At 53.5% G+C, this 25,178-nt stretch carries 21 protein-coding genes; 14 read left to right on the top strand and 7 right to left on the bottom strand.

Annotated features, from left to right (window positions below):
- Positions 1-15: 15 nt before the first annotated feature.
- The 8 genes from PsW64_RS02015 to nagA all read left to right on the top strand — a co-directional run bounded on the left by PsW64_RS02015 (position 16) and on the right by nagA (position 9,116).
- Entirely contained in the window at positions 16-1,236 is a 1,221-nt protein-coding gene (locus PsW64_RS02015) for an ABC transporter substrate-binding protein (protein ID WP_063302523.1), read from the top strand.
- A 62-nt stretch (positions 1,237-1,298) separates the two neighbouring features.
- Positions 1,299-2,399 (top strand): ABC transporter ATP-binding protein, encoded by a 1,101-nt coding sequence (locus PsW64_RS02010; protein WP_063302522.1) that lies wholly within the window; start codon positions 1,299-1,301, stop codon positions 2,397-2,399.
- A gap of 9 nt (positions 2,400-2,408) precedes the next feature.
- Positions 2,409-3,593 carry a Gfo/Idh/MocA family protein gene (locus tag PsW64_RS02005; protein WP_063302521.1) on the top strand — a complete coding sequence of 395 codons (1,185 nt, stop codon included), beginning with the start codon at positions 2,409-2,411 and terminating at the stop codon, positions 3,591-3,593.
- Positions 3,590-4,600, top strand: a complete 1,011-nt coding sequence (locus PsW64_RS02000) for an SIS domain-containing protein (protein WP_063302520.1) — start codon at positions 3,590-3,592, stop codon at positions 4,598-4,600. The genes PsW64_RS02005 and PsW64_RS02000 overlap by 4 nt, the downstream gene beginning before the upstream one ends.
- Positions 4,601-4,620: 20 nt before the next feature.
- Entirely contained in the window at positions 4,621-5,727 is a 1,107-nt protein-coding gene (locus PsW64_RS01995) for an SIS domain-containing protein (RefSeq protein ID WP_063302519.1), read from the top strand.
- A gap of 1 nt (position 5,728) precedes the next feature.
- The gene (locus PsW64_RS01990; RefSeq protein WP_063302518.1) at positions 5,729-6,664 is read left to right on the top strand and encodes an ROK family protein; all 936 of its coding nucleotides are present in this window, start codon (positions 5,729-5,731) and stop codon (positions 6,662-6,664) included.
- The gene (locus PsW64_RS01985; RefSeq protein WP_063302517.1) at positions 6,661-7,974 is read left to right on the top strand and encodes a class II D-tagatose-bisphosphate aldolase non-catalytic subunit; all 1,314 of its coding nucleotides are present in this window, start codon (positions 6,661-6,663) and stop codon (positions 7,972-7,974) included. Before PsW64_RS01990 ends, PsW64_RS01985 begins: the two co-directional genes overlap by 4 nt.
- A complete protein-coding gene (nagA, locus tag PsW64_RS01980; protein WP_063302516.1) occupies positions 7,971-9,116 on the top strand; it encodes an N-acetylglucosamine-6-phosphate deacetylase in 1,146 nt (381 codons plus the stop codon). Before PsW64_RS01985 ends, nagA begins: the two co-directional genes overlap by 4 nt.
- A gap of 24 nt (positions 9,117-9,140) precedes the next feature.
- On the opposite strand, the gene PsW64_RS01975 is transcribed toward nagA, so the two are convergent.
- The 3 genes from PsW64_RS01975 to PsW64_RS01965 form a co-directional block, all read right to left on the bottom strand.
- The gene (locus tag PsW64_RS01975) at positions 9,141-10,451 is read right to left on the bottom strand and encodes an HlyD family type I secretion periplasmic adaptor subunit (RefSeq protein ID WP_063302515.1); all 1,311 of its coding nucleotides are present in this window, start codon (positions 10,449-10,451) and stop codon (positions 9,141-9,143) included.
- Positions 10,448-12,667: a type I secretion system permease/ATPase gene (locus tag PsW64_RS01970; RefSeq protein ID WP_208980513.1), complete on the bottom strand. Its 2,220-nt coding sequence runs from the start codon at positions 12,665-12,667 to the stop codon at positions 10,448-10,450. Before PsW64_RS01970 ends, PsW64_RS01975 begins: the two co-directional genes overlap by 4 nt.
- A gap of 486 nt (positions 12,668-13,153) precedes the next feature.
- Positions 13,154-14,050, bottom strand: a complete 897-nt coding sequence (locus tag PsW64_RS01965; protein WP_063302513.1) for a LysR family transcriptional regulator — start codon at positions 14,048-14,050, stop codon at positions 13,154-13,156.
- 146 nt (positions 14,051-14,196) lie between these two features.
- On the opposite strand from PsW64_RS01965, the gene PsW64_RS01960 reads away from it, so the two are divergent.
- From PsW64_RS01960 to PsW64_RS01950, 3 genes are all read left to right on the top strand, one after another.
- Positions 14,197-15,111 (top strand): hypothetical protein, encoded by a 915-nt coding sequence (locus tag PsW64_RS01960; protein WP_063302512.1) that lies wholly within the window; start codon positions 14,197-14,199, stop codon positions 15,109-15,111.
- Between the two features lie 116 nt (positions 15,112-15,227).
- Positions 15,228-15,968: a glutamine amidotransferase-related protein gene (locus tag PsW64_RS01955; RefSeq protein ID WP_057463794.1), complete on the top strand. Its 741-nt coding sequence runs from the start codon at positions 15,228-15,230 to the stop codon at positions 15,966-15,968.
- Positions 15,969-16,029: 61 nt separating this feature from the next.
- Entirely contained in the window at positions 16,030-17,343 is a 1,314-nt protein-coding gene (locus PsW64_RS01950) for an NAD(P)/FAD-dependent oxidoreductase (RefSeq protein WP_063302511.1), read from the top strand.
- Between the two features lie 8 nt (positions 17,344-17,351).
- Here the strand turns inward: PsW64_RS01950 and PsW64_RS01945 are convergent, their stop codons facing one another.
- The 3 genes from PsW64_RS01945 to PsW64_RS01935 form a co-directional block, all read right to left on the bottom strand.
- Positions 17,352-18,152 (bottom strand): hypothetical protein, encoded by an 801-nt coding sequence (locus PsW64_RS01945; RefSeq protein WP_063302510.1) that lies wholly within the window; start codon positions 18,150-18,152, stop codon positions 17,352-17,354.
- Positions 18,153-18,515: 363 nt separating this feature from the next.
- Positions 18,516-19,436 (bottom strand): SDR family NAD(P)-dependent oxidoreductase, encoded by a 921-nt coding sequence (locus PsW64_RS01940; RefSeq protein WP_063302509.1) that lies wholly within the window; start codon positions 19,434-19,436, stop codon positions 18,516-18,518.
- Positions 19,433-20,815: a flavin-containing monooxygenase gene (locus PsW64_RS01935; RefSeq protein ID WP_063302508.1), complete on the bottom strand. Its 1,383-nt coding sequence runs from the start codon at positions 20,813-20,815 to the stop codon at positions 19,433-19,435. Before PsW64_RS01935 ends, PsW64_RS01940 begins: the two co-directional genes overlap by 4 nt.
- Before the next feature lie 146 nt (positions 20,816-20,961).
- Here PsW64_RS01935 and PsW64_RS01930 point away from each other — a divergent pair, with 146 nt between their 5' ends.
- From PsW64_RS01930 to PsW64_RS01920, 3 genes are all read left to right on the top strand, one after another.
- Complete coding sequence (locus PsW64_RS01930; protein WP_082830982.1) at positions 20,962-22,026, top strand: AraC family transcriptional regulator; 1,065 nt, start codon at positions 20,962-20,964, stop codon at positions 22,024-22,026.
- A gap of 319 nt (positions 22,027-22,345) precedes the next feature.
- Positions 22,346-23,152 carry a 3-methyl-2-oxobutanoate hydroxymethyltransferase gene (panB, locus tag PsW64_RS01925; RefSeq protein WP_063302506.1) on the top strand — a complete coding sequence of 269 codons (807 nt, stop codon included), beginning with the start codon at positions 22,346-22,348 and terminating at the stop codon, positions 23,150-23,152.
- 182 nt (positions 23,153-23,334) lie between these two features.
- Positions 23,335-23,997, top strand: a complete 663-nt coding sequence (locus tag PsW64_RS01920; RefSeq protein ID WP_208980512.1) for a cysteine hydrolase family protein — start codon at positions 23,335-23,337, stop codon at positions 23,995-23,997.
- Here PsW64_RS01920 and PsW64_RS01915 read toward each other — a convergent pair.
- Entirely contained in the window at positions 23,994-24,812 is an 819-nt protein-coding gene (locus tag PsW64_RS01915) for a phosphodiesterase (RefSeq protein WP_063302504.1), read from the bottom strand. The genes PsW64_RS01920 and PsW64_RS01915 overlap by 4 nt on opposite strands.
- Positions 24,813-25,178: the final 366 nt, after the last annotated feature.

Raw genomic sequence — 25,178 nt, 5'->3', positions numbered from 1 at the left:
CTGGGAGGAGAAACCATGAGAACCAAACTACTATTTGCAGCGGCTGCAGGGGCAGGCGCAATGATGGCAGCAACATCTGCACAATCAGCTGAGTTACATTTCATCCGTTGTGGGGACAACGGGTTGGATGAAGATCGTAAGGTTATTGCCGCATTTGAAGCCGCCCATCCCGGCAACACCGTCAACATGGAAAGCCTTCCATGGGGCACCTGTCAGGATAAGTCTTTGAAACTTGCATCTGCTGGCAGCCCGCCATCTGTGTCCTACATGGGCTCACGTACGCTCAAACAGCTGGCAGACAACGACCTCGTTGTTGATGTGAAGATCTCTGAAGATCAGCAGCAAGCCTATCAGCCGGGCGTTTTGAACACCGTGAGCTATCGCGACAAGTTCTGGGGCTTCCCGCGTGCATTTTCCACCAAGGGTCTGTTCCTCAACTGTGACATCTTCGAGGAAGCCGGTCTTGCGTGTGAAGCGCCAAAGACCTGGGACGAGATGTATGCGGCTGCGAAGACCATCAAGGACAAAACCGGTAAAGCAGGTGTCGGTCTGACGGGCAAAGACTTCGACAACACCATGCACCAGTTCCTCAACTACCTGTACTCCAATGGCGGTCAGGTCATCGATCCATCCACCAACGAAATCACTCTGGATTCCAAGAACACTCTGGAAACTCTGAAGTTCTACGGCAAGCTGGTGGAAGTTGCTCAGGAAGGTCCAACCGCATTTGAGCGTACGCAGGTCCGCGATCTGTTCAACGATAACAAAGTTGGCATGTACATCGACGGCCCTTGGGCACGCGGTCAGCATAAAGAAGGTATCACCACCAAGGCTGCTCCAATTCCAGCTGGTCCAAGCGGTGTCAGCGGTACGCTTCTCATCACTGACTCCCTCGCTGTCTTCAAAGGCTCTGGCCATGAAGAACTGGCGATGGAATTTGCACGCATGATGACCACAGGCGACTCTCAGTACACGCTGGACAAACCAGACGGTTGGGGTCTGACACCAATCCTGAAATACGAAGAGCTGGGCTATGAGAAGCCATACTACATGGATGACCCATACTGGGCAGTCTTTGTAGACTCCATCCCAACTGGTGGTCCGGAGCCTCTCTTTGTTGATTACAAAGCGATGCAGACAACCATCAACTCCATGATTCAGGGCATCATCCTGAAAGACGATACCGCTGAAAACCTGGTGGCAATCGCCGCTGAAGAACTCGAAGAGTTCAAGTAAGCAAAACCCGGAGAGGCTGGCGACAGCCTCTCCCCGTTCCTTAGTGCGAGAAGACGAATATTATGGCCACGCTCCAGCTACAAAACATCGAAAAATCATTTGGACCAACAACCGTGTTGAAAGACGTCAACCTGTCCATTGAGGATAAGGAATTCGTCGTCTTCGTTGGCCCTTCTGGCTGCGGAAAAACAACGCTCCTGCGGATCGTGGCAGGTTTGGAAATTGCCTCCGAAGGCTCCATCATCATTGATGGCAAAGACGTTTCCGACGACCACCCTATTGACCGTGGTATCTCCATGGTGTTCCAAAGCTACGCGCTCTATCCTCACCTCTCAGTTTTTGAAAACATCGCCTTTCCGCTGCGCGTTGCAAAACGCCCGGAAGAGGAGATCAAGGACCGCGTCAACAAGGCTGCTGCAATCCTGCAACTTGAAGAACGCCTGAACCACAAGCCGGGGCAGCTCTCCGGTGGTCAGCGCCAGCGTGTTGCCATTGGCCGCTCCATTGTTCGCAATCCAAAAGTGTTCCTGTTTGACGAGCCGCTCTCAAATCTTGATGCAGCGCTGCGCGGGGACATGCGTGTAGAACTCTCCAAGCTCCATAAAAGCCTCGATACCACAATGATTTACGTCACCCACGATCAGGTGGAAGCCATGACCATGGCCGACCGTATCGTGGTGCTCAACGGTGGTGTGGTGGAGCAGTGCGGCACCCCGATGGACCTGTACCTGCGCCCGCGCAACAAATTCGTGGCTGGCTTCATCGGCCATCCAAAAATGAACTTCCTGCCCGCCATCGTCAGCCGCGTTGAAGACCGCATGCTGCACGTGAAGCTCGCCAATGGTGGTGTCATGAGCATGCCAGTAGCGTCAGAGGGCGTGAAGGCCGGTGACAACGTGGATATCGGCATCCGTCCTGAGCATATGCAGCTTGATGAGAATGGACCAGTTTCCATGCATGTAGAAGTGCTGGAGCGGCTGGGAGCCCATTCCATCGCCTACGGTAAAGTTGAAGGGGACGGCGCGTTTTGTGCATCCTTGCCTGGCATGGCTGAGATTCCGGAAGGCACAACCATAAAACTCAGTATCAAGCCGGAGGATGCCTACGTCTTTGACGAAAGAGGAGTTGCACTGCAACGCCTTGGTGCTCTGGAACTGGCATAGGAGAAACACATGCGTATCATCGTTGTTGGTTTGGGTTTGCGAGCTGTCAGTGTTTTGGAAAGACTGCAGGCTCACATGAGCGAAGCGGAAGTGGTGGCCTATGTAGACCCCAAACCGCACCAGATTGAACGCCTCAAAAACCACGAGGCCATCAAGCCTTATGGCACGCTGGAAGAGATGCTGGCTGGTGAAAAGGCGGACCTGTTGTTCGTCAGTTCTCCAAACCACATGCATCTGGAGCACATCCGTCTGGGTCTTGAAGCTGGCATCCGCATGTTTGCAGAAAAGCCTGTCGTGATCTCCATGGAGGAGACCATGGAACTGGTAGAACTGCTTTCCAAACACGGTGCGGATCAGGTGCTCATTGGTCTGGTTCTTCGCTATGCCCAACATGCAAGAGACCTGCGGGATGCGCAGGCAGCTGGCCAGATCGGCGATGTGGTCTCCATTGAGGCCAACGAGCATATTGCGCCGTATCATGGGGCTTTCTTCATGCGTGACTGGCGCCGCCACGAGAAATATTCCGGCGGCTTTATGCTGGAAAAATGCTGCCACGATCTTGATATCTACAACATGGTGACCGGCTCGCGCCCATCCCGTGTTGCCAGTTTCGGTGGCAGAAAATCCTTTGTCCCAAGCAATGCACCAGCAAAAGAAACAGATACGCAAGTGTATCATGTTAAAGAGTCCATCTGGGAAGCTGCGGAAGACCCGTTCCTCTCCGATGGCGATATCGTCGATCACCAGACCGCGATCCTCGAATACGAGAGCGGGGCCACCATGGCCTTCCACACCAACATCAATGTACCGGACGAACACCGCCGGTTCTGCGTGATTGGTACCAAGGGCATGGCAGAAGGTGACTTCGTGCGCGGTTATCTGAAAGTGACCGATGCCCACACCCGCGGCACATTGGTGGATGAAGATTACAACAAGTCCATTGACCGCCCCGGCGCACACTACGGCGCTGATGACATGATGTGTCAGGACCTCTGCGCCTATCTGCGCGGTGAAATGGACAGCCTGCCAGTTTCTGTCGTGGATGCGCTGGAAGCAGGCGTCGCCGCACTGGCTCTCGATCAGGCGCGCACAACCGGTCAGGTCGTGGACCTGACGTCCTATTGGCAGAAATTCGACAGTTTCAACCTGCGGGAAACCGCAGCAACAACAAAAAAGATGGAATCAATACAGTGACCAAACTCCCCGGCGCGTACATGCGCGCTGAGATAGATCAGGCAATTCCGGCATTCGCAGAAGGGGTCCGTCAGGACCTCACCGAGAGTGTCAAAGCAGCAGCGCTGGACAAGCTCGACACGTTCTACACCATTGCGCGTGGAAGCTCAGACGCCGCCGCCAACTTGATCTCCTATGAACTGATGGCCGAACTGCAAAAGCCGGTAACAACACTGCCGCCCTCTGTGTTCAGTCTGGGGAATGGATTGCAGTTGGGCAATGCTGGCGCCCTTATTTTCTCTCAATCCGGAGGAAGCAAGGATCTGGTCAGTGCTGCAATCGGGTTCAAAAAGGGCGGCGGTAAAACGCTCGCCATCACCAACACACCGGGTTCTCCGTTAGCAACTGAAACGGACGCCTGCGTTGATATTAAAGCAGGGCTGGAGCAAGCAGTTCCGGCCACCAAAACAGTCATCTGCACTATTGCCGCCGGAATGGCTCTTCTGGCAGCGCTCAAACCGGATTACGCCAAAGCCTGTGAAGCAGCAGCAAAAGCCATGCTGGCCAGCGCTGATGCCAAACTGGAACAGGCTGACCAGATCATCGAGGCCGTAAAGTCCACGCCCCATGTCTATGTCATCGGACGCGGTTGCGGTTTCGGCGCAGCGCAGGAAGTGGCGCTGAAGCTGAAGGAAACAACAGCCATTCATGCAGAAGCGTATTCCGCCGCTGAAGTGCTGCACGGCCCGCTGCAACTGGCGACAAAACCGCTCTGTGTCCTCATCCTGGATACGGGGGAAGAGGTCAGCGACCAGAGCCTGAGCCTGGCGGAGGAGCGGTTCCGCTCTGTCGGCGCAAATGTTTTCCGCCTGACACCAGAAACCGTTGGTGCGCAGGGCCTTACTCCCGCAGCAAGCTCGGCCATGTTGTTGCGTGCATTGTACCCAGTGATTTTGGAAACTGCTCTCCAGTTGGGTCTGGACCCTGACCAACCGGAAACACTTTCCAAGATAACTGTAACTATTTGATTTTATGAAGGAATGCTACGATGGTCGATCTGACCAAATGGGCAACTACGCGCGAAATTCAAGCGCAACCGCAAATCTGGGCAAGCTGGGGGCAGGAGTTTTCTACCCGCTTCAGTGACCTGAGCGAATGGGTCGCCAATTCCGGAGCCACGGAAGTCTGGTTCTGCGGGGCAGGCACATCCGCTTATATCGGCGACCTTCTGTGCAGAGCGCTGGACGCTACTTCCGTGTTGCCAATGCGCTCCGTTCCTTCAACCGATCTCGTCAGCGCCCCGCATGCCTTCAAACGCAACGGTGTGATCCCGCTGGTTGTCTCTTTTGGTCGCTCCGGCAATTCCACAGAGTCCATCGGCACGCTGGACTTGCTGGACACGATCTTCCCCGAAGCGCCACGGCTGAACATCACCTGCAACAAGGACAGTGCACTGGCAACCCGCCAACCTGCCTCAAAGGCCAGCCAGCGCGTGATTGTTCTGCCGGACGAATGCCACGACAGCGGCTTTGCCATGACCTCCAGTTTCACTACCATGATCCTGACGGCCATGGCAGTGTTTGGACAGGAAACACCGGAAGAGTTCGCCGCCAATATGAACGAGATCAGCCACGCAGCTGAGATTGTGTTGGCGCAAGCGGACCAACTGGCAGGCAAACTCACCATTCCGCAGCGTGCCGTGTTTGTGGGCTCTGGGCCTTTAGCCTTTGTAGCCCGTGAAAGTGCGCTGAAGGTGATGGAACTGGCCGCAGGCAAAATCCCGTCTATCTGGGACAGCTCTCTTGGTTTCCGACATGGGCCAAAGTCGTTCGTGGATGATCAGACCAAGGTCTTCGTGTTCCTCTCCAACAACCTGCATTCCCGCCGTTACGACGAGGATCTGGCAGAAGAAGTGAAGGCACAGTTCGGCGAGCAAACAGTTACCACCATTGGCAATTCTGCAAAGGCAGATGTGCACATTCCATGCAAACTGGAGGATGGCTGGATGTCCGTGCTCCATGTACTCATTGCCCAGTGGTTGGGCGTCGCTTGGTCTGATCAGCTTGGTTTCAACGTCGACAATCCGTTTGAAGGGCAGGGCACGCTGACCCGCGTTGTCTCGGGCGTAAAGCTCTATGCACTGGAAGAGGCCTGATATGGTTCGAGCAGGTGGCATAGATCTGGGCGGCACCAAAATCGAGGCAACCGCCTTCGACAATGATTGGGCCGTGGTTGAAACTAAGCGTATCCCAACCCCTCAGGATTCCTACGAAAATCTGGTTGATGCTCTTTGCGAGATGGTCGTGTGGCTGGAAGAAACCGCAGGCTCAAAAGGTTTGCCGGTGGGCGTCGGTATTCCCGGCTTCCATTCCAAACGAACCGGCAAGTTTCTCACCGCCAACCTGCTGGCCTCAGGCCGCACTGTCCATCAGGACCTGATCGACAAGTTGGGCAGAGCCGTCGCGTTTGAAAACGACTGCAACTGCTTTGCCCTCTCTGAAGCCATGCTCGGCGCTGGGCGCAGCTATGCCAGCGTCTTCGGCCTGATCATCGGCACAGGTGTTGGTGGCGGTTACTGTTCCAACGGTACGTTGATCTCGGGCCTGAATGGGGCTGCTGGAGAATACGGTCACCTCGGCATTCCCTACATGACCATGAAGGAACTCGGGCTCGACGGTATCCAATGCGGTTGCGGTCGTACAGGCTGCTTTGAGACCTATCTGGCTGGTCCCGGAATGCGCCGCCTCGCCAAACATGTCACCGGCAAAGATGCCGATGCAAAGACCATCACCACGGCAGCCGCTGCTGGTGATCCGCAGATGCAGGAAGTCATGCGCATGTGGGCCCGTATCGCGGCTGAACTGGTTGCGGCGCTTCAATGCACGGTGGACCCGGACTGCATTGTGCTCGGCGGTGGCCTTTCCAAGATCCCGAACATCGACCGCCTCATTGCGCAAGCTCTGCCCGGCCATTTGCTGGACCAGACCGAGCCGCCGGAGATCCGCGTTGCAGAATACGGTGACAGCAGTGGCACACGTGGGGCGGCGCTTGCAGCTGTCCAAAACTATCAAATACTGGAGGAGCCGTCATGAGCAACCCTTTGCTTGAGGTGATCACTGCCAACCGTGCAGGCGCCAGAGCCGCGCTTCCCTCCATCTGCTCCGCGCAGCCGGATGTCATCCTTGCTTCCGCTCTGCTCGCAGCAGAAAAAGGCACGACCCTGCTGCTGGAAGCGACCAGCAACCAGGTCAATCAGGATGGCGGTTACACAGGGATGAAGCCAGCAGACTTTGTCAGCTACGTCAAAAGCATTTGCGCCACTGCCGGATTGCCGGAGGACGCACTCATCCTCGGCGGCGACCATCTCGGCCCGCAAGCCTGGCGCTCCATGCCTGCCGATCAGGCCATGGCAAAAGCCAGGGAGTTGATGAAAGCCTACGTTCAGGCTGGCTTCACCAAAATCCATCTGGACTGCTCGGAAGGCTGCGCAGGCGAAGAGGCTCAGGTCGGTGATGAACTCAGCGCCAGCCGTGCTGCGCAATTGGCCGCTGTTTGCGAAGAATATGCACCAGACCCAAGCCGTCTCAGTTACATCGTCGGTACGGAAGTTCCTCCTCCCGGAGGCGCGCGTGAAGAAGGCGAGGCTCATAGCATTGAGCCAACCCCACCCGCGCGTGCCTCCCGTACCTTGCAGATGCATTTTGAGAAGTTTGATGAGTTGGGTCTGCAGGATGCAAAAGGCCGGATCTGCGGTCTCGTCGTGCAGCCGGGCGTCGAGTTCTCACCCTTCCACATCGATCATCTACCCGCTGATGACGGCAAAGCTCTGCGAGCAGCGCTTGACCCATTCCAGAACGTTGTGTTCGAAGCGCACAGCACCGACTACCAGCTGGACAATGCGTTCCCACGCCTCGCCAACATGGGCTTTGCGATCCTGAAAGTCGGCCCTGCGCTCACCTTCGCCTACAGGCAGGCCATCTATGGACTGGACCAGATGCTGGATTGGCTGGAAGAGGACAAGCGCACTGCGCCAAAAATCTCAAAGATTCTGGAAGCTGAAATGCTGTCTGAGCCCAAGTACTGGCGCTCTCACTATCAGGGATCTGATCAGGAACTGCGCTTGCTGCGCCACTTCAGTTATGCAGATCGCATCCGGTATTACTGGCCTCAGGAGAAGGTACAGGATGCCCTTAAGGCACTCTTTGCTGCCCTCCAAACCCATGAGATTCCAAAGGTACTGCAGCTGCAACTGTTTGCATCTCGCACTGTTGAACGTGCACGGGCTTTGCAGCGCCATGGTTTTGGCATAGAGAAGGCGCTGGTGCTTGCTGAAATCCAGCAGGCATTGGACCCATATTTCTTTGAGAGAGTTGAGGCACCTCAGCTTGAGGAGGCTCTATGAGCACCGCACCGGGCAACCAAGATATCTGGCTGTGTCCAGATCAGCTGTTTGACGGCCAGAACCTGCTAACCGATACCGCCATTCATCTCGTGAATGGCAAATGCGCAGGCCTGTCTCCAGCAGACCAGTTGCCTGTCGATGCGACCGTAAAAAAACTCTCTGGCCTCATCACACCGGGCTTCTTTGATATCCAGATCAACGGCGGCGGCGGGGTTCTCTACAACACCTCTCCATCACCAGAGGGTCTGGCTGCTATTGCAGCGGCGCACCGCCAATTCGGCACCACAGCCTTGCTGCCAACAGTCATCACCGACGCGCCAAATGTGCTGGAGGACGCCGTTGAGGCCATGAAGGATGCTTACGGCACCCATGGCATCAAAGGCATCCACATCGAAGGCCCGCACATCAGTGTAGAGCGCAAAGGCACCCACGAAGCCAGCTGGGTTCGTCCGCTTAATGAGCGCAGTTTGCAGCTGGTCCGCGACCTGCGAGATCGGGACATCCCGGTCCTCATGACGCTCGCACCAGAAGGCGTTGCCAAAGGTGATGTTGCAAGACTGGTTGAAATGGGCGCAGTTGTCTCTATCGGCCATACTGATGCAGGCGCAGCGCAGATCAAACCTGTTTTGGAAGAGGGCGCAGACCTCTTCACACACCTGTTCAACGGCATGTCCCAGATGGTCAACCGCGAACCGGGAGCCGTTGGAACGGGCATCAACAGCACCGCCTATTGCTCGCTGATCGTAGACGGGCACCATGTGGCTGACGACATGCTTCGCCTTGCCATTCGTGCGCGCCCTGTCAAAGATCATATGATCATCATCAGTGATGCTATGCCAACTGTCGGTGGACCGGAAAACTTCAATCTTTACGGTCATCAGGTCTATCTGGAAGACGGCAAGCTCATCAACAAAGCCGGGTCTCTGGCAGGGGCGCACGTCACCATGCTGGAGTCTGTTGCACGCATGATAACTGAGCTTCAGTTTCCGGTAGAAGAAGTGTTGCGCATGAGCCTGTCCAATCCGGCTGCCTTGATGAGTCTCACACAATCCGTGGCCTCTCTGCAAAACACTGACTTGGCTGATATGCTGTTGCTCGCACCGGACTATAAATCCTTCTCATTCCTCTCGCATATGCTCTAGTTTGCTGCGAGAGGAGTTGCTGTCTCACCGCTCGCGAAATGCCTCCGCTTTCACCTTGAGCAGCGGTTTGGCAAGATAACTCAGCACGCTTTTCTCACCGGTCAGAATATCAATGCTCGCAGTCATGCCCGGCGTGATGGGCAACGGGTTTTGCTCTGATCCCAGATGGTTTTGCTTGGTCCGCACAATCACCTTGAAAAACGCCTGTCCCCGCTCGTCCTCTGATGTGTCCGGACTGATCCGCTCCAACACCCCATCCAATCCGCCATAGATAGAATAATCATAGGCCGTGATCTTCACGCTCACATCCTGACCCGGATGCAGGAAGGCCACATGTTGCGGCTGGATTTTTGCAGCAATCAGCAGCGTGTCTTCCAGCGGAACAATCTCAATCAGTGGTTCACCAGCCTGAACCACCGCCCCAATGGTGCTGACATTAAGTTTGTTGATCACCCCGCGCACTGGTGCCACCAACGCACTGCGATGCACCCGATCCTCCGCCCCGCGCAGCCGCTCCTCAATCACAGCAAGTTCCGCTTTGGTCGCCACCAGATCCGACTGTGCCTGAGAGGCAAACGCCGTCTGCGTAGATGCTACCTTCTGTAAAACTTCTTCCTTGGCAGAGCGGGCACTTGCAAGAGAAGCCTCCAGCATCTGCCGCTCTCCCTCCAGAGTTGTGTACTGTCGCTTGAGCCGCAAAAACTCGATCTCTGGCAGGACACCACGTTTATAGAGCTGCTGGTTGATCTCCAGTTCCCGCGCAATGATGGTCAGATTGGCGCTCAGCATCTGTGCCTCAGCTTCAAGCTGCTTCAGATCCTGTTCTTTCTGGCTGAACTGACTGCGAAGCACAGCAACTTCCGCAGCAAGCTGCTCTTTGCGAGCTTTATAAACCGCCAGCTCTCGCTGCAAGAACGCGGCAATGTCGGCAGGCGTGTTTGAAAGATCAAGCGCCAGATTTGCCTGACGGGCCTCAGCGGCCAACCGTGCAAGACGAGCCTGCAACGCATACTTCTTCTGCAACAACTCCCCCAACTGAGAGGCAAAGCCGGTATTATCCAGTTTCACCAGAACCGCGCCTTGCTCAACGATTTCGCCTTCATAGAACAACACCTCAGAGACAATTCCGCGTTCCGGAGCTTGCACAATCTGCATCTGACGGGAAGGGATGATGCGTCCATTGCCTCGTGTGACCTCTTCCACATGGGCAAACGCGGACCAGACGAACAACAGCAGCATAATTGCGGCACATGTGAAGATCAGGATTCTGGACTGCTTTGGGCTGTGAAACTCTGGCAAATGCAGCGGTGTAACGGGAAGCGACCAGCCCTTCATGCTCTCAGCCTTTCTTCAATCGGAACCTGCGCAGGCTGTGGCACTTCATGCAGACGCGGTTGCTGCATGGATTGCTTCACTTCCTCGCTCGGTCCATCCGCAATGATGCGGCCTTGATCCAGAGCGATCAGCCGATTGGTGAGCTTCAGGAGGGAAGGGCGGTGTGTGCTGATAATGAGTGTCAGAGAACCGTTGTTATAGCGCCGCAAGCCACGCAACAAACGCTGCTCAGCGGAAAGGTCCAGCTGACTGGAAGGTTCATCCAGAAACAGGATCTTAGGCTTGCGCAAAAGAACACGAGCCAAGGCCACACATTGCCGCTGCCCACCAGAAAGGGCAGCCCCGTTTTCCCCCACAATCAGATTGTAACCAGCTGGATGCCTGTTCACGAGACTATGTAGCCCCGTTACATGGCAAACTTCCTCGATCTCCTCATTGGAAAGATGAGGCAACCCAAGGCAAAGGTTGTCTCTCAACGTGCCCTGAAACAGAGTGTTGTCCTGAGACAGATACCCAACAAAATGGCGCAGGTCTGATGGATCAAACTGGCGCGTGTCAATTCCATCAATGAGAACAGCACCCTCAGAAGGATACCTAAGCCCGCTCATCAGCCGGCCTACGGTCGATTTTCCGGACCCGACACACCCAACCAGCCCAATCGTATCCCCAGGCTCAATCGAGAAATTGCAGTGGGTCAGGCTGGCTTTCTCACTGAGGGGATAAGAGAAGCTGACATTTTGAAACTGAACTTCACCACGGCAGCACCGCAGGTTTGCAGTTGCTTTTCCTGTTTTGCGTTCTGTTGGCTGGCTTAGTAAATCTCCAAGCTGCCGATAGCTGTGCAGCACCTGACGAAACCGGACGAGTGCATTGGCGATAGAGGAGATCGGCGCCAGTACACGCGACGACAGCATCATCGCAGCAATCAGCCCGCCCATGTTTACGGCACCCGCCTCAACCTGATAAACACCCCAGACAATAATCAGCACCGACACCATGCCCTGCACATGCCCTGTTCCCACCATCGCCAGATTGGACCAATGACGGCTCTGCAACAGGATCTCGCTGCTGCGCTCAACAGACTGCTCCCAGCGGGATTGCATGTGGGCCTCTGCATTGAGAGCACGCACTGTCTCGTGCCCACCTAATGTCTCCATCAAAATGTTCTGCCGCTTGTTCCCCTCAAGGCTTGAAGCTTGAACGGTTCGCTCCAAAGGTAATTGAGCCGCCAGATTAAGCAGGCAAACCACGGGCACAGCAAGCAGGGGAATCCAAGCGATAGGGCCAACGATGAAAAACAGGATGCAGATGAAAAGCCCGACAAAGCAGAAATCCAGCAGGGCGATTAACGCTGTTGAGCTGAAGAACTCGCGGAGCTTTTCATAGTCATGAACAGTCCCGGCGTATTCTCCGGCACTCTTGGTTTTGGCAGAAAAATCAATGTTCTGCACATGAGAGAAAATCTTGGAAGCCAGCCGCTGATCTGCCTTTTTACCAAGGCTGTTGAGGATGGATGATCGTGCCACCTTCAGCAAACTATCTCCCGCCAGCGCCAACGCTACACCAATCGTTAAAGCCCATAGCGACGCCACCGCGAAGTTGGGCAGGATGCGGTCATAGACATTCATGATGAACAAGGGAGAGGCGAGGGCAAGGCAGTTGATCAGCAAGGTCCCGAGCGCAACATTTCCATAGTCAGGCCAGAACCGCGTGAATTCGGACCAGAACCAATGCTTGTTGTCTTGATGAACCTGCCCACTGCTGTCACGTGCATGAAGAGATGAAAACAGGATCGCATACCCGGAGTACGCGCGCTGCAAAATATCCAAGCTGAGATACTGCGGTCTTTCCAAGTCCAACGGGTCCAGCAGTTTAGCCTGCCGTGTGGCTGCGTCATAACCCACCAGCAGGCGCAAGGCTCTGTCATGAAACACCAACAGACACGGAAGGCTGCTGCTGGAGATCTTGCTAAGAGCAATCTGTTGCTTTTCGGCTTGTAACCCACAATTCTCGGAGGCTTTTTCTACCTGAGAGAATTGCAACCGCCCATTGATCAGCGGAAGTCCGGCAGTCAACGCTGTTTTACTGAGGAAATTCCCATGGGCGCGGGAGACATAAGCGATGCTTTCAATCAGGGCGTCCAGCACCTCATGCATTGGATGGCTACCTTCCTCAGTATTGAGGGCATGAGGGCTGGACAAGCGAAAATCACTCACGGCGTGTTCCCTTGATTTATGACAGTAATCGCAGTTTCATTATTGTGATTTTTTCGAGGGGCCACGCTTTGTTTGGTCTTCTTGCGAGAAGCAGAAAGATTATGAGATACAACGCATTACAGGTATCAAGTAATCTCTCAGTTCCCGCTAAGAAGTTTCGGTGTTCTTGTGGGATCTAAGAAAACACCCTGAGTAAAATGTGGCAATCTCGGGAACTTGTACTGTCAAAAAAAGGGGCAAAAATAGCAGGAGTGTATTTACCAAGGCATTCGCTATAAGATCAGCGCCTTAAAATTCTGATTGTCCGGAATCGCAAGTTTCCCAATGAACACAGCGTTTCTCTCCAAACCAACATATCCGAAAGTTTGAGAGTGAGCGTGTGTACGAAAGGGGATAGTGGGATAATTTCCCCTACGGCAAGTTATCCCATGCATTCTTAGGGGTAAAACGCGAGACCAGTGAGGTTCAGCACCCAGAACCTCTCAATCACAATAGCTTAGGCAGTTTCCCGGCTAAGAAGTCAAAAAACAGCTTTATGCGTGGAATTTGCTTGAGAGTGTGCGGCGAAGCCAGCCAAACAGGCAAAGCAGGCAATGGGTCCTCCAGATCAAGGCGCACAAGACTGTCATCCTCAAGGCCGATTCCAATCTGACCAAGACCAACCCCGCATCCGGCACGCACCAATTCCCAGTAAGTTACCCTGTCATCACACCGCACACTAAAGAAGTCCCGGTCCACGTTCAGGCCAGCTTCCTGCATGCCGCGCAGGATCAGGTCAGACCTGTCGTACCCGACCCAGTCAAGCGCTAAGAGTTCCTCTCTTGTGCTCGGCATGCCAACCCGCTCAATAAACGCGCGGCTTGCAAAAAGCCCCAATGGTGTCTCGCCAATCTTCTTGGCAACAATGTCCAGCTGCGTCGGCGTAAACATGCGCACTGCGATGTCAGCTTCCTGAAACAACAGGTTTTGCGCATCGTCAGAAGGGAGAAGCTCAATCTGGATCTCAGGGTAGCTCTGCCGAAATTCTGCAATAAGCTTTGGCAGCACATAATGAGAGATCACCTGACTGGCGGTGACACGCACAGGCCCAGCAAAACCACTTTGCTTGCGCTCTTCTGCATGAAGCAGAAACTGAGCTGCCGCTGAATGCATAGCCTTGGCGTGGGGCAGCAACGCTTCCCCATCCTCCGTCAAGCCAAGCCCGCGCTGATGACGGTAGAACAATGAGACGCCCAGCTCTGCCTCTATCGCCTTCACTTGCCGCCCAATTGTTGGCTGGCTCTGGTTCATCTTCTTGGCAGCAACTGAAAGACTACCTGTCTCCGCAACCGCTACAAAAACACCAATGAGATCCCAGGAAAGATGATGTAGTCTGCTATTCATAATTGAATATCATATCTGCAATTCATTCGAATTTACATAGGAAATAGAGCGCCTACTATCATGTCTAAAGCGTATTCCCAAAACGTGACTACCGGTTTTCTGATAAGAATATGCGATTTGGAAAAGAGTATTGGACAGGAGCGGTCATGAGACCCGTAGCTTTGATTTTAGGTGCCTCTGGCAGATTTTCAAAAAACATGACTGAGCAGTTAGAAGCTGCAGGCTGGGAAACCCGCGCCTTTGACCGTGCAAACCAAAACATGAAAAAAGCTGCAGAAGGTGTTGATGTCATCGTGAATGGCGCAAACCCGCAATATCCGCACTGGAAGCGGGATGTGCTTCCCTTCACCCATAAGGTGATTGAAGCAGCCAAACATGCCAAAGCCACAGTCATCATCCCGGGCAACAACTACTGCTTCGGCCCAAACATGAGCTCTCCCATTGGCCCGCAAACACCTCAAAAAGCAAGCAACGAGCTGGGTGTGATCAGAATAGAATTGGAACGCCTCTACAAATCATCAGGTGTGCGGACCATTTTACTCAGAGCCGGAGATTTCATCGACACCTCTGCCAGCGGCAACTGGTTTGACCTGATCATGTCCACCAAGCTGGAGAAGGGGAAGCTCATCTATCCCGGCAAGACCGATATACCTCACGCATGGGCTTATTTGCCGGATATGGCGCGTGCCGCCGTCCAACTGCTGGAAATGCGAGACCAGTTGAACACCTACGAAGACATCTCTTTCCCCGGCTACACATGGACGGGGAATGAACTCAGCAAAGCACTCACGGCTGTCACCAAACAGAATGTGAGCATCAAACAGTTCAGCTGGTGGCTGATCCGTCTGAGCCGACCTTTCTGGCCCATGGCAAAACACCTTTTGGAAATGCGCTATCTTTGGAATACCCCGCATTGGATGGATAAAACACGGTTTGATGAGCTGCTCCCTGACTTTGAGGCAACACCGGAACGGGAAGCTCTGAAGCAGGCCATCAGCCATTTACCCGCTTTCCAGCTGAGCAAGCCGATCTCACTGAAACAGCCCAAAAGAGCGGCATGAGATTTTGCCTGAAGTGGCTTCCAAGAGTTTACAGAGGCAAAGCCGACAGGATATAACTGAGTAGTCCAATCAGATGTATTATGCGGCATTTGCCTCTTTGAATTTTGGAGTGCTCTTTGACCTTTAAACTTGGAATTCTGGAAGTTGGCCGACCACCCGAGAACCTGAGCAAGACATTCGGTGATTACCCGTCAATGTTCGAAACGCTCCTGAAGGATCAGGGGGGCAACTGGCATTACATGTCTTACCCTGTGGTGGATGGCCAACTGCCTCAAAACGTTCATGACTGCGACGGCTGGCTGATCACCGGCTCCAAGCACGGTGTCTATGATGATCTTGAGTGGATCGACCGGCTTAAGACCTTTCTGAAAACGGCTTATGACGAGCACGTGCCAATTGTCGGCATTTGCTTCGGACATCAGATCCTTGCAGAAGCGCTGGGCGGTAAAGCTGAAAAGTCCAACAAAGGCTGGGGCTGTGGCGTCTTCACTTACTATGTCCTGGAAAATCCCAATTGGGTGCCAGAGGGCCTGACCAGTTTCTCCATTGAAGCCTATCATCAGGATCAGGTGACAAAACTGCCAGCAGATGGAGAAGTCATCGCGTCCTCAGATTTCTGCGAGTTCGCAGCGATTGACTACAAGGGCAGGGCACTCACGCTACAAGGGCATCCCGAGTTCAACAAGGACTACTCAGTGGCCTTGTTTAAGGAACGCAGGGGTGACACGCTGCCTGAAGACATCGCCGATCATGCAATCGCCTCCTCGGAAGCGCCAATGCAAATTGGCGAGGTTGCACACATGATCGTAAACTTCATTCAGCAGGCAGCAGTGAAAGAAAAGCAAGAAGGGCACTAACTGTTGCCCTGCGCTGTTTAAGAGGCTCGGGTTCGCAACCTGAGCCTTCTCAAGGACTTATATGGCTATTTCCCAAGGCTTTCTTCATGCCAATGATAAGGCAGGCCAATACCCCGCCTCCTACTACACCGCGACCGCAAACAAGCATCTCTCCTTTCCCGCACTGGAAGGCGAGCATACCTGCGACGTCTGCGTTATCGGCGCTGGTTATGCAGGCCTGTCTTCTGCCTTGCACCTGGCTGAACGTGGTTACAAAGTCCATCTTCTCGACGCGCACCGTGTTGGATGGGGAGCCTCAGGCCGCAACGGTGGCCAGCTTGGCAGCGGCCAGCGAAAAGATCAGGACGAGCTAGAAAGCCTTGTTGGTCTGGAGTGTGCCAAAGAACTCTGGAACCTTGCTGAAACCGCAAAGTCCCTGACGAAAGATCTCATCGCAAAACACCAGATCCAGTGCGACCTGAAACCGGGAATTCTCCACGCAGATCACAAACAAAGCTATGTGAACCACAGCAAAGCCTATGCCGAAAAGCTGACAGATACCTACGGCTACGATGAAATCCGCTTCGTAGACTCTGCCGAAATACAAGAGATGCTAGATACAACGGCGTATCATGGTGGCACGCTGGATATGGGGGCAGCTCACCTGCACCCGTTCAACTTCGCGTTGGGTCTTGCTGACGCTTGCCAGAATGCTGGTGTGCAGATCTTTGAAAATTCTGAAGTGCTGGAGGTCGAAAAGGGCGAGCCAGCTAAGTTGAAGCTCGCCAATGGACACGTCACTGCCCGCTACGTGGTCTTTGCCTGCAACGGTTATATTGATAGCCTTGAAAAGCGCGTCGCGGCGCGGGTTATGCCCATCAACAATTACATCATTGCCACCGAACCACTGGGAGACGATCTGGCCCGCTCTCTGATCGCCAATGATGTCGCCGTGGCAGACTCCCGGTTCGTGATCAACTACTACCGTCTGTCAGCAGACAACCGTCTCTTGTTTGGGGGAGGGGAAAGCTACAGCTTCCAGTTCCCGCGCGATATAAAGGCTTTCGTCCGCAAACCCATGTTGCAAGTCTATCCGCAGCTCAAGGACGTACCCATCGAATACGGCTGGGGCGGAACACTGGGCATCACGCTCAACCGCATGCCATATTTCGCTAAACTGGCCCCCAACATGCTCAACGCCAGCGGCTTCTCCGGTCATGGTGTCGCCATGGCAACACTGGCAGGTCAGCTCATGGCAGAAGCGATCGACGGGCAAGCCAGCCGGTTTGACATCCTGGAAAAAGTCCCAACCCACGCCTTCCCCGGTGGCCGCCATTTACGCTGGCCCTTGATGGTCCTCGGCATGCTCTACTACAGTCTGCGGGACAGGCTTTAGACGCGAGTTCAGACCGGAATAAAAACCTGCCGCACGGATGAACTTCTTACCATTTCTTCGCCGTGTGTTGTGGAAAGGGATTGGTAATTATGAGTGTCATCGGAGTAACCTTTTCCCGCGCCATGGTAGCCAGAAACCTCTGGGTGTTCAAAACCAGCCTTCTTAAGGTCATTCGCTAAGTATTGAGCAAATGCCTGTTCTCTGTCTACTTCGATGAACAGAAAATTATTAATTTTTGTTTCGGATGCGATTGCCAAATCTTCTGGCGCGAAAGATGTAGGCAATCGCGCATCTGCACCAAAGCATGATACCACGCGAATATCTGAAAAGGACTTGTTTAACCCTCCATGCGCAAGTTCTTTGGCTATGTCTTGGGACCATGCAACTTTGTAGCCCTTTTCGCTTGAGCTCGTTTTTGAAGTAATACCTGCTGCACCCTGTAGTCCATGTCCTGCAATATAGAGCTTGTCTTCGCCCTTTTTCAGCGTACTCAGGATGCCCGTTTCCTCGTTACTGATTACGTTGACTCGCAATAGTGCATCAGCACGCCATGCATGATCACTTGCAGCACTCAGCATGTCTTCAAATTTATCAGGACCACACGCGGCTATGAAGCCATCTTCCGAGAGATCATTGTCCGCCATGTAGGAGTTAAAACCAGAGGCAAGGTCACCAGCTTCTTGGTACATTTTCTCAGCGAGTTGATGCTTCTGTATTTCGAGTTCAGCCTTGTCAGCGTTTGTCGCAACAATAAGAGAGCGCAAATCTTTGCCTGCCTTGTCCCTCGATAAATTGGTGCCAGAAACCATTTTGAGTATATCGTCAGAGGCGAACGGTGCTTAGAAATACCCCGTTTTGTTGTCCTTCGAAGGTTCTGCACGCGGCTGAGTTACCTCCTGAGCGTCAGAAGGACGAACATCAGGCGCAGTATGCACCTGTTCACTGGAGGAGATCGGTGATGAGGTTAAATTCGAAATAGGCATGAGGCACCAATGTTATATGTTTGATGCCAACCATAGCCTCCTACCTGTGCGTGTGCTGTAACATTTAAGACATCCTGCATGAGGCGATGCGGCCAGTTAGGACATTCAGGTCCTTGAGTTATGTGATTTGCGTTTTGCCTCAAGGGACCGAGCGTCTTGCATTTATTCTTGGCAGTCTGTCGTTAGCACTCAGCTCTTCTCCAGCTCTTGCTCCATTTCAGGTTTGTCCAGATACAGCCGTTGCCGCTGATAAAGCTTGCCGTCGACTTCCACCAGCAATCCTTGCCTGCGCAGCGAGGCCACATATTTTGCCATGCCTCGTCGTCCTTTCTTTTCAAAGAACGGCAGAATACGAGGCATCATGTTGGGCAACAGCATGGCCAGGCGTGTCAGCCAGGAATCGCTGGCTTTTGGGTAACGCTCCAGACATGGCTTTTCCAGATGCTTCACGAACTGATCAGCCACCACGCTGGGCGATTGCGGTTCATCGATGAAATTAAGCACACTGCCACCTTCCAACGCTTCCTGCCGCAGCATGTAAGTATCTGTGGCCGTGGGCAGAACGCAGCTCACCTTGATGCCATGCAGGTCTTCATCCAGCGCAAACGAAAGCATAGCGCCGCGTAGACCAAACTTAGTTGCCGCATAAATCGGTGTTTCGCGAAGCGGCTGTATGCCACCGAGCGAAGTGGTTGTGATGATACGTGGATCATCGCCCTTCAACAGATAAGGCACAGCCAATCGGCTCAGCAACAAAGGGGCGACCATGTTGATGGTGATCTCTTCTTCAATGCTCTCTGGCGTGCGTTCATGAAACCGATCCACTTTGGTGATTGCCATGTTGTTGATCAACACATCCAAAACACCAAAGTTCTCTTCCACCTCGCGCAAAAGACGTTCCATCTCCTCGCGCTGTGTCAGATCTCCCACAAACACATGAACCCGCAGGTTATCCAGCCGGGCCTGAAGTTCCCGCGCAGCCCGGCCATTTTTGTCGGCCAGCACGAGGTTCATTCCCCGCTCATGCAAACGCGTGGCGATGTGGCCGGCAATGTCTCCACCGCCACCAGTGATCACCGCCGTACGCCCCTGAAAACGATAGGTGCTCATGCTGCCACCTCCGCTTTCTTTGCGCTCGGTGAACCCTTTGACTTGGGCGCAGCCCGCTTGAAGCGAATTTCCTCCGGGAAGGTCCAGCCCATCCGCTTGTAAAGCTTCTTCACATACTTGGTGTGCGCTGTGGCATCACAATAACCTGCATGTCGGTCCGTCTTCAAAAAGTGGATGCCACCAGAAAGATCCGGTGTTTCACTGCGGATGATCGCGTCCAATTGGCTGGCACGAGATGGATTGTCTTGCTGGTCCTTCAGATAGTTGGCAACCAGCCCAGCCATATAGTCAAACCGCTTGTAGGCGCCGGAGTTGGTCTCGATATAGCTGATGCCAAATAGGTTTTTGTGCTCGCGGGAGGCTGCCTGAATAAACATCTTGGGCCGTCCGCCCTCATAGCTGAAATACTCACCCGCAAAGTCCAGCTGCTGGTTGAACCCGGTCGCGCACAGGATCAGGTCAATCTCTTCCCGGCTGCCATCTTTAAACACCACGTGTGAGCCATCCAGATGGTCCACATCCGGCTTCACAGTCACATCACCATGTTGCAATGAATGCACCAGTTGAGTGTTGAGCAAAGGATGGGTCTCGAACAGCTTATGATCCGGCTTGGGAATGCCAAACCGTTGCAGCGTACCATTGAACATACGCAGCAACAGTGTGAAAAACGGGCGGATCATCCAGACAGGTAGATCAGGGCCACCATCAGCAAACACGTCCGCAGGCATGCCAAACACATGCTTGGGAATGATGTAATAGCCGCGCCGCATGGAGATGAAGGCCTTCTCTCCTAAAACACCCGCATCACAGGCAATATCACAGCCAGAATTGCCCGCTCCAATCACCAGCACACGCTTACCGTCAAACTCACGAATGTTCTTGTAAGTCTGGCTATGGCGGATCTCACCATCAAAGGAGCCTTGCAGCTCCGGCATGTTGGCCTGCCATTGCGAGCCCGTAGCGCAGACCACAGCCTTATATTCGCGGCACTCACCGTTGGAGAGATGAACCTGCCAGCGATCCTTCTCGGTCTTGGTCAGTTTTTCGATCTTAGTTGAGAAGGTAATCTTCTCACGCAGTCCATAAGCCTCAGCGAAGTCGTGCAGGTACTTCAGGATCTCGGTGTGCTTGGGATAATCTGCGAAATGGTCTGGCATCGGAAAATCCGCAAAGCCAGACAAGCTGCGAGAGCTGATAAAATGCGCGCTCTCATAAATGGCTGTACCATCGTGCTTGATGTCCCAGAGACCACCCACATCCGGGTTTGGGTCAAACTGATCCCATTCAATGCCGTTGTGCTGTAATGCCCGGGCCATCACAAGCCCCGCCGGGCCTGCACCAACAATGCAGACCGCGTCACCCCTATCTATAATCTCCACCGTTCCCTCCCCGAACTGTGAAAATCTTACCCTACGGCAAGAGGAGGCAGGTTTAGAAGGACATATACGGACGTAGGGCGGACAAATTCGGTCATATCTTGCGGTCACTCCCGTGTTTCCGTAGCATGACTGCATTGGGAGAGGGCATGCATTCTGAATTTGGCCAGTTGGCACCGCCAGAAGTGGCGCAGCATTCAAAGGTTCCACCACACCTGTTGCGCTATCTGTTGCAGGAGCTGGAGCAGCGCGGCATCGCCGCAGAAAAGGTGCTGCCTCACACATTCCTGAGCCAAAACACTGACCCCTCGGTGTTTCTGTCTCACGAGACCCGCCTGACCTATCAGCAGAGCCGTCTCATCATCCTCAAGGCGCTGGCGTTGACGGGAGATGAAAGCCTCGGCCTTGCTGTCGGCCACCGTCAGTCCATCACCTCTCTCGGGCTCGTCAGCCTTGGCGTTATGGCAAGTGCAACGGGAAGAGCGGCGCTTGAGTTCGGCATCAAGTACCACCGCCTGACCGGAAGCATGCTGGAGATTGATCTGGAACCTGCAACCGATAATGCAATCACGATGATTGCGCGCAGCCGGTTCCATGAGCCAGTGTTGCTCACGTTCTTTGTGCAGGAACTGTTTGCCGCCATGGTAGGCGTTGTCCGTTTCACAACAGGAAGCAAGCAAGCCATTCAGCGTATTGAGATGATGCAGGCACCACCAGCAAAGAAAAGCCTCTATCAGGAGGCACTCGGACCATCTGTCAGGTTTGATGCGTCACGAAATGCAATATTTTTTGACACAGAGCACCTGCAACGTCCACTGGCAACCGCAGACAGGTTTGTTGTGCAGGAAGTTGAAACACTTCTGGCAGGCATGATGCAGGAAGAACGCAACCGTCTGGGCTTCCTTAAAACCGTGGAGGAAGAAGTCCGCCGTAGCCTGAAAAGCAATCCATCCATCGAAGAAATTGCGGGTGGGTTCTCCATGAGCGAGCGCAGTTTTCGGCGCAAACTAGCCGCTTTTCAAGTCTCCTTCCGCGATATCCTCTCGCAGATCCGCCAGTCGCAAGCCATGGAGCTGCTCTTATGGTCGCGCTTATCTTCTGAACAGATCGCAGCAGAGCTTGGCTACTCGGATCCAAGGGTGTTTCGAAGGGCATTTAAGCAATGGACAGGGGAGACTCCTAGCCAGTTTAGAAAGTCCGCAATTCAACTGTGAATGGTACATACCGCACCAAAAGTCCCATTGGGTATCTCAACGTTATTTTATATTCTCCGAAAATTCCTTATAAAGGCGCAGGAAGCACATGTTGCACTGCGCAATTCCGAAAGACAAAGAGTGGCTTTCGGTGAGGTCGCGCAAAGACATAAGTCTGAAAGCACAGGCACAGATCAAAAACCAATAATAATAAGCGTACGCCGGTTTGGTGCTGAACGGACTGGCAATGAGTGCGCGGAATAACAAAGAATGAAGGCAGCTGGATTGCTCCAGACAAAGGGCCAGCTGCTTTGGATGAACGAAACGGGCACCTAAAACAATGTCTCATACATCTGCGACTCGGCGGAAAACCATTAAAGACATCATGAAGGCAAAAGGCCATCACAAGCTGGTCTGCCTCACGGCCTACACTGCACCAATCGCACAGATGCTGGATGAGCATTGCGATCTGCTGCTGGTGGGCGACAGTGTCGGCATGGTGCTCCACGGCTTGCCAGACACGACAGCAGTCACGCTGGACATGATGATCATGCACGGCAAAGCCGTTATGCGTGGTTCTCAAAACGCACTTGTTGTCGTTGATATGCCTTTCGGCTCCTTTGAAGAAAGCCCACAGGCCGCATACCGCAACGCGTTGCGCGTGATGCAGGAAATCGGCTGTCAGGCCGTCAAGCTGGAATACAATTCCGCAGCGCCAGAAACCATCCGCTTTCTCGTAGACCGTGGCATTCCTGTTGTCGCTCACATCGGCCTGCGCCCGCAGTATCTGCATGTGGAAGGCGGCTATAAGGTTGCTGGCAAAAGCGAAGAAAGCCGCAAAGAACAGCTGGAATGCGCACGACAGGTAGCCGATGCAGGTGCATTCTGTGTTGTCGTTGAAGGCACAAAAGACGAAGTTGCCCGCGAAATCTCCGACAGCGTGCCAATCCCGACCATCGGTATCGGTGCTTCTGTGGACTGCGACGGCCAGATCCTTGTCACCGATGACATGCTTGGCATGTTCGACAAGACGCCAAAATTCGTGCGCAAGTACGCTGAACTGAAATCCCAGATCGAACAAGGTGTAAAGGCGTTTGCAAATGACGTTCGCCGCGAGCAATTCCCGGCTGAGAACGAAACTTACTAAGATCGAAGACAGCCGTCGGGATCAGTAGCACCAGCTGGATTGTGTGCAAGTCCTGACGGCTTTGCTCCCCAAAATTTGGAAATGTCAGCCCCCCACAGCAGCATGATATGGTGTGGGGACTGGCATGTCTTGGCTTGGGGGAGCGAACGGTGCTTATTCTGGTTTTAGGAGCTTTACTTTGCGTGGCAGCCCTTGCTGCCTATACCTTTTGGGGTGTCCTCAACATTCAAACACCAACCAACGGCCCGTTGATCATGTTTGAAGGCCGCAGAGGCACTGCGCTGTTGGTGATTGATGTTCAAAGTGACTTCATCAAGGAAACCAGCTCTCGAAGTTGGGAGCCCGACTATCTGCAAGCCCGCCTCAACTACATAAACGCGCTTGGTGAGCTGGCACAGCAAAAAGGCTGGCCAGTCATCTCCATCCGTCAAGTTTACAAGGGATGGTACACCAACCTTCTGGTCCGCCTGTTGGGAGGAGGTTTGGGGGCAAAAGGCTCTGATGGCCTAAAGATAGATCCAAGCATAACTATTGAGCCAGATCTGGATCTCGTGAAATCAAAGAGCGACGCTTTTGGCGAACCAGCGCTCGCTGAGTTCCTGAAAAATCAAGAAGTTGACCACCTGATCGTGACAGGGCTGGATGGTAATGCCTGCGTCAAGAACACAACAATCGGTGCGCTTAACAGAGGGTACCGCGTCGAACTTTGCGACCCCGCCATTCTCGCCCAAAATCAGAAGGCATGGAAACTGCAGAAGGAGGCACTACAGGAAATGGGCGCCGCCGTCTCATGGGATATCGTGGAGAACGAAGCCGATCTCATAACAGAGAAAGACTCAGCCTAATCAATCAGTTTGCCATCCTTATCAAAGAATGGGTGTTGACCACCAAAATCGCCGATAAAGCTCAAATGGTTGATCAGTTCTCCCTCGGACCAGCAGAAAATGTGCACCGCTGGCGGGTCCATAACAAAGCCAGGTTCCCCGTCCGGATCCAGATCAAGCGTGACCTGATGGCCTGAAGCAGGGCAGATGCTCACTGGAATGCCGTTCTTGAAGACTTCGATCGCTCGGTGAACATGACCACAAGCAATCTGTCGGATTTGTGATTGCCCTGTAACCACAGGCCAGAAGTCCTCATCAGCGCGCATCAGCATAATATCATCCATATGCTGAATACCCGTCTTGAACGGTGGGTGATGCATGAACACCAAAGTCGGCTGATCTTTATGTGCGTCCAGTTCATCACGCAACCACGCTTGCTTATCAGCATCAAAATGGCCGTCATGCTTGCCCGGAATGGTCGTATCCAGCCCGATAATGCGTAGGCCGTCTTTCTCAATGGAAAACTGAAGCGCACCCTCTGAAGTCAGGTAGTCATGATCCGCAAACGCATCCCGCATTGCATCCCGGTGATCGTGATTACCGGGGATCACATAAAACGGCATATCCAGCTGGTCGATCTCTTGCCGGAACAACTCATACTCATCTGCATTGCCCAAATCCACCAGATCGCCGCTAATCACCACAAAATCAAGTCGTGGACGAAATGCGTTGAGATGCGCAACGGCCTGACGCAAATGAGAAAGCGTATCAACACAGTTGTAGGCGAATTTTCCGCCAGCCTTGATGTGAATGTCGGTAAGCTGCGCGAAGATCATGTGTGGTACCCCAAAAAAATAGGCTGCAAGTCAGAATAAACTTTAAGCGATGAATAAGCCTGCGTCAGCGGAATTTGCGCTGCTGACTAATCCGTCTGACCTCAAACAACAAGTGAACTTTTCATGACAGGGGCATGGTTGCAAGAAATCACTTCGACAATCAGAAGGAGTAGGCAGGTGTCGGCCGTAATACAACCACAGGCCACCCACATATTAGCATCGCCTTGATTTGCTCATTTTCGCCAGTTTTAGGCAATAAAATCGCCTAACTGCGGGTTTTGACGCATTGAAAGGATTTTTAAAACATATCACAGTACACCCCTGAAATATGAGAGGCGAATTTTCGGGAGATATTCGGCTCCGGAC

Source organism: Pseudovibrio sp. W64 (genome assembly GCF_001623145.1).
GTDB lineage: Bacteria > Pseudomonadota > Alphaproteobacteria > Rhizobiales > Stappiaceae > Pseudovibrio.
This window is presented reverse-complemented; position numbering and strand designations above follow the sequence as displayed.

Coding starts and splice junctions, on each gene's coding strand:
- PsW64_RS02015 (WP_063302523.1), top strand. CDS start 16: ATGAGAACCAAACTACTATTTGCAGCGGCTGCAGGGGCAGGCGCAATG.
- PsW64_RS02010 (WP_063302522.1), top strand. CDS start 1,299: ATGGCCACGCTCCAGCTACAAAACATCGAAAAATCATTTGGACCAACA.
- PsW64_RS02005 (WP_063302521.1), top strand. CDS start 2,409: ATGCGTATCATCGTTGTTGGTTTGGGTTTGCGAGCTGTCAGTGTTTTG.
- PsW64_RS01995 (WP_063302519.1), top strand. CDS start 4,621: ATGGTCGATCTGACCAAATGGGCAACTACGCGCGAAATTCAAGCGCAA.
- PsW64_RS01990 (WP_063302518.1), top strand. CDS start 5,729: ATGGTTCGAGCAGGTGGCATAGATCTGGGCGGCACCAAAATCGAGGCA.
- PsW64_RS01985 (WP_063302517.1), top strand. CDS start 6,661: ATGAGCAACCCTTTGCTTGAGGTGATCACTGCCAACCGTGCAGGCGCC.
- nagA (WP_063302516.1), top strand. CDS start 7,971: ATGAGCACCGCACCGGGCAACCAAGATATCTGGCTGTGTCCAGATCAG.
- PsW64_RS01975 (WP_063302515.1), bottom strand. CDS start 10,451: ATGAAGGGCTGGTCGCTTCCCGTTACACCGCTGCATTTGCCAGAGTTT.
- PsW64_RS01965 (WP_063302513.1), bottom strand. CDS start 14,050: ATGAATAGCAGACTACATCATCTTTCCTGGGATCTCATTGGTGTTTTT.
- PsW64_RS01960 (WP_063302512.1), top strand. CDS start 14,197: ATGAGACCCGTAGCTTTGATTTTAGGTGCCTCTGGCAGATTTTCAAAA.
- PsW64_RS01950 (WP_063302511.1), top strand. CDS start 16,030: ATGGCTATTTCCCAAGGCTTTCTTCATGCCAATGATAAGGCAGGCCAA.
- PsW64_RS01945 (WP_063302510.1), bottom strand. CDS start 18,152: ATGGTTTCTGGCACCAATTTATCGAGGGACAAGGCAGGCAAAGATTTG.
- PsW64_RS01940 (WP_063302509.1), bottom strand. CDS start 19,436: ATGAGCACCTATCGTTTTCAGGGGCGTACGGCGGTGATCACTGGTGGC.
- PsW64_RS01930 (WP_082830982.1), top strand. CDS start 20,962: ATGCATTCTGAATTTGGCCAGTTGGCACCGCCAGAAGTGGCGCAGCAT.
- panB (WP_063302506.1), top strand. CDS start 22,346: ATGTCTCATACATCTGCGACTCGGCGGAAAACCATTAAAGACATCATG.
- PsW64_RS01915 (WP_063302504.1), bottom strand. CDS start 24,812: ATGATCTTCGCGCAGCTTACCGACATTCACATCAAGGCTGGCGGAAAA.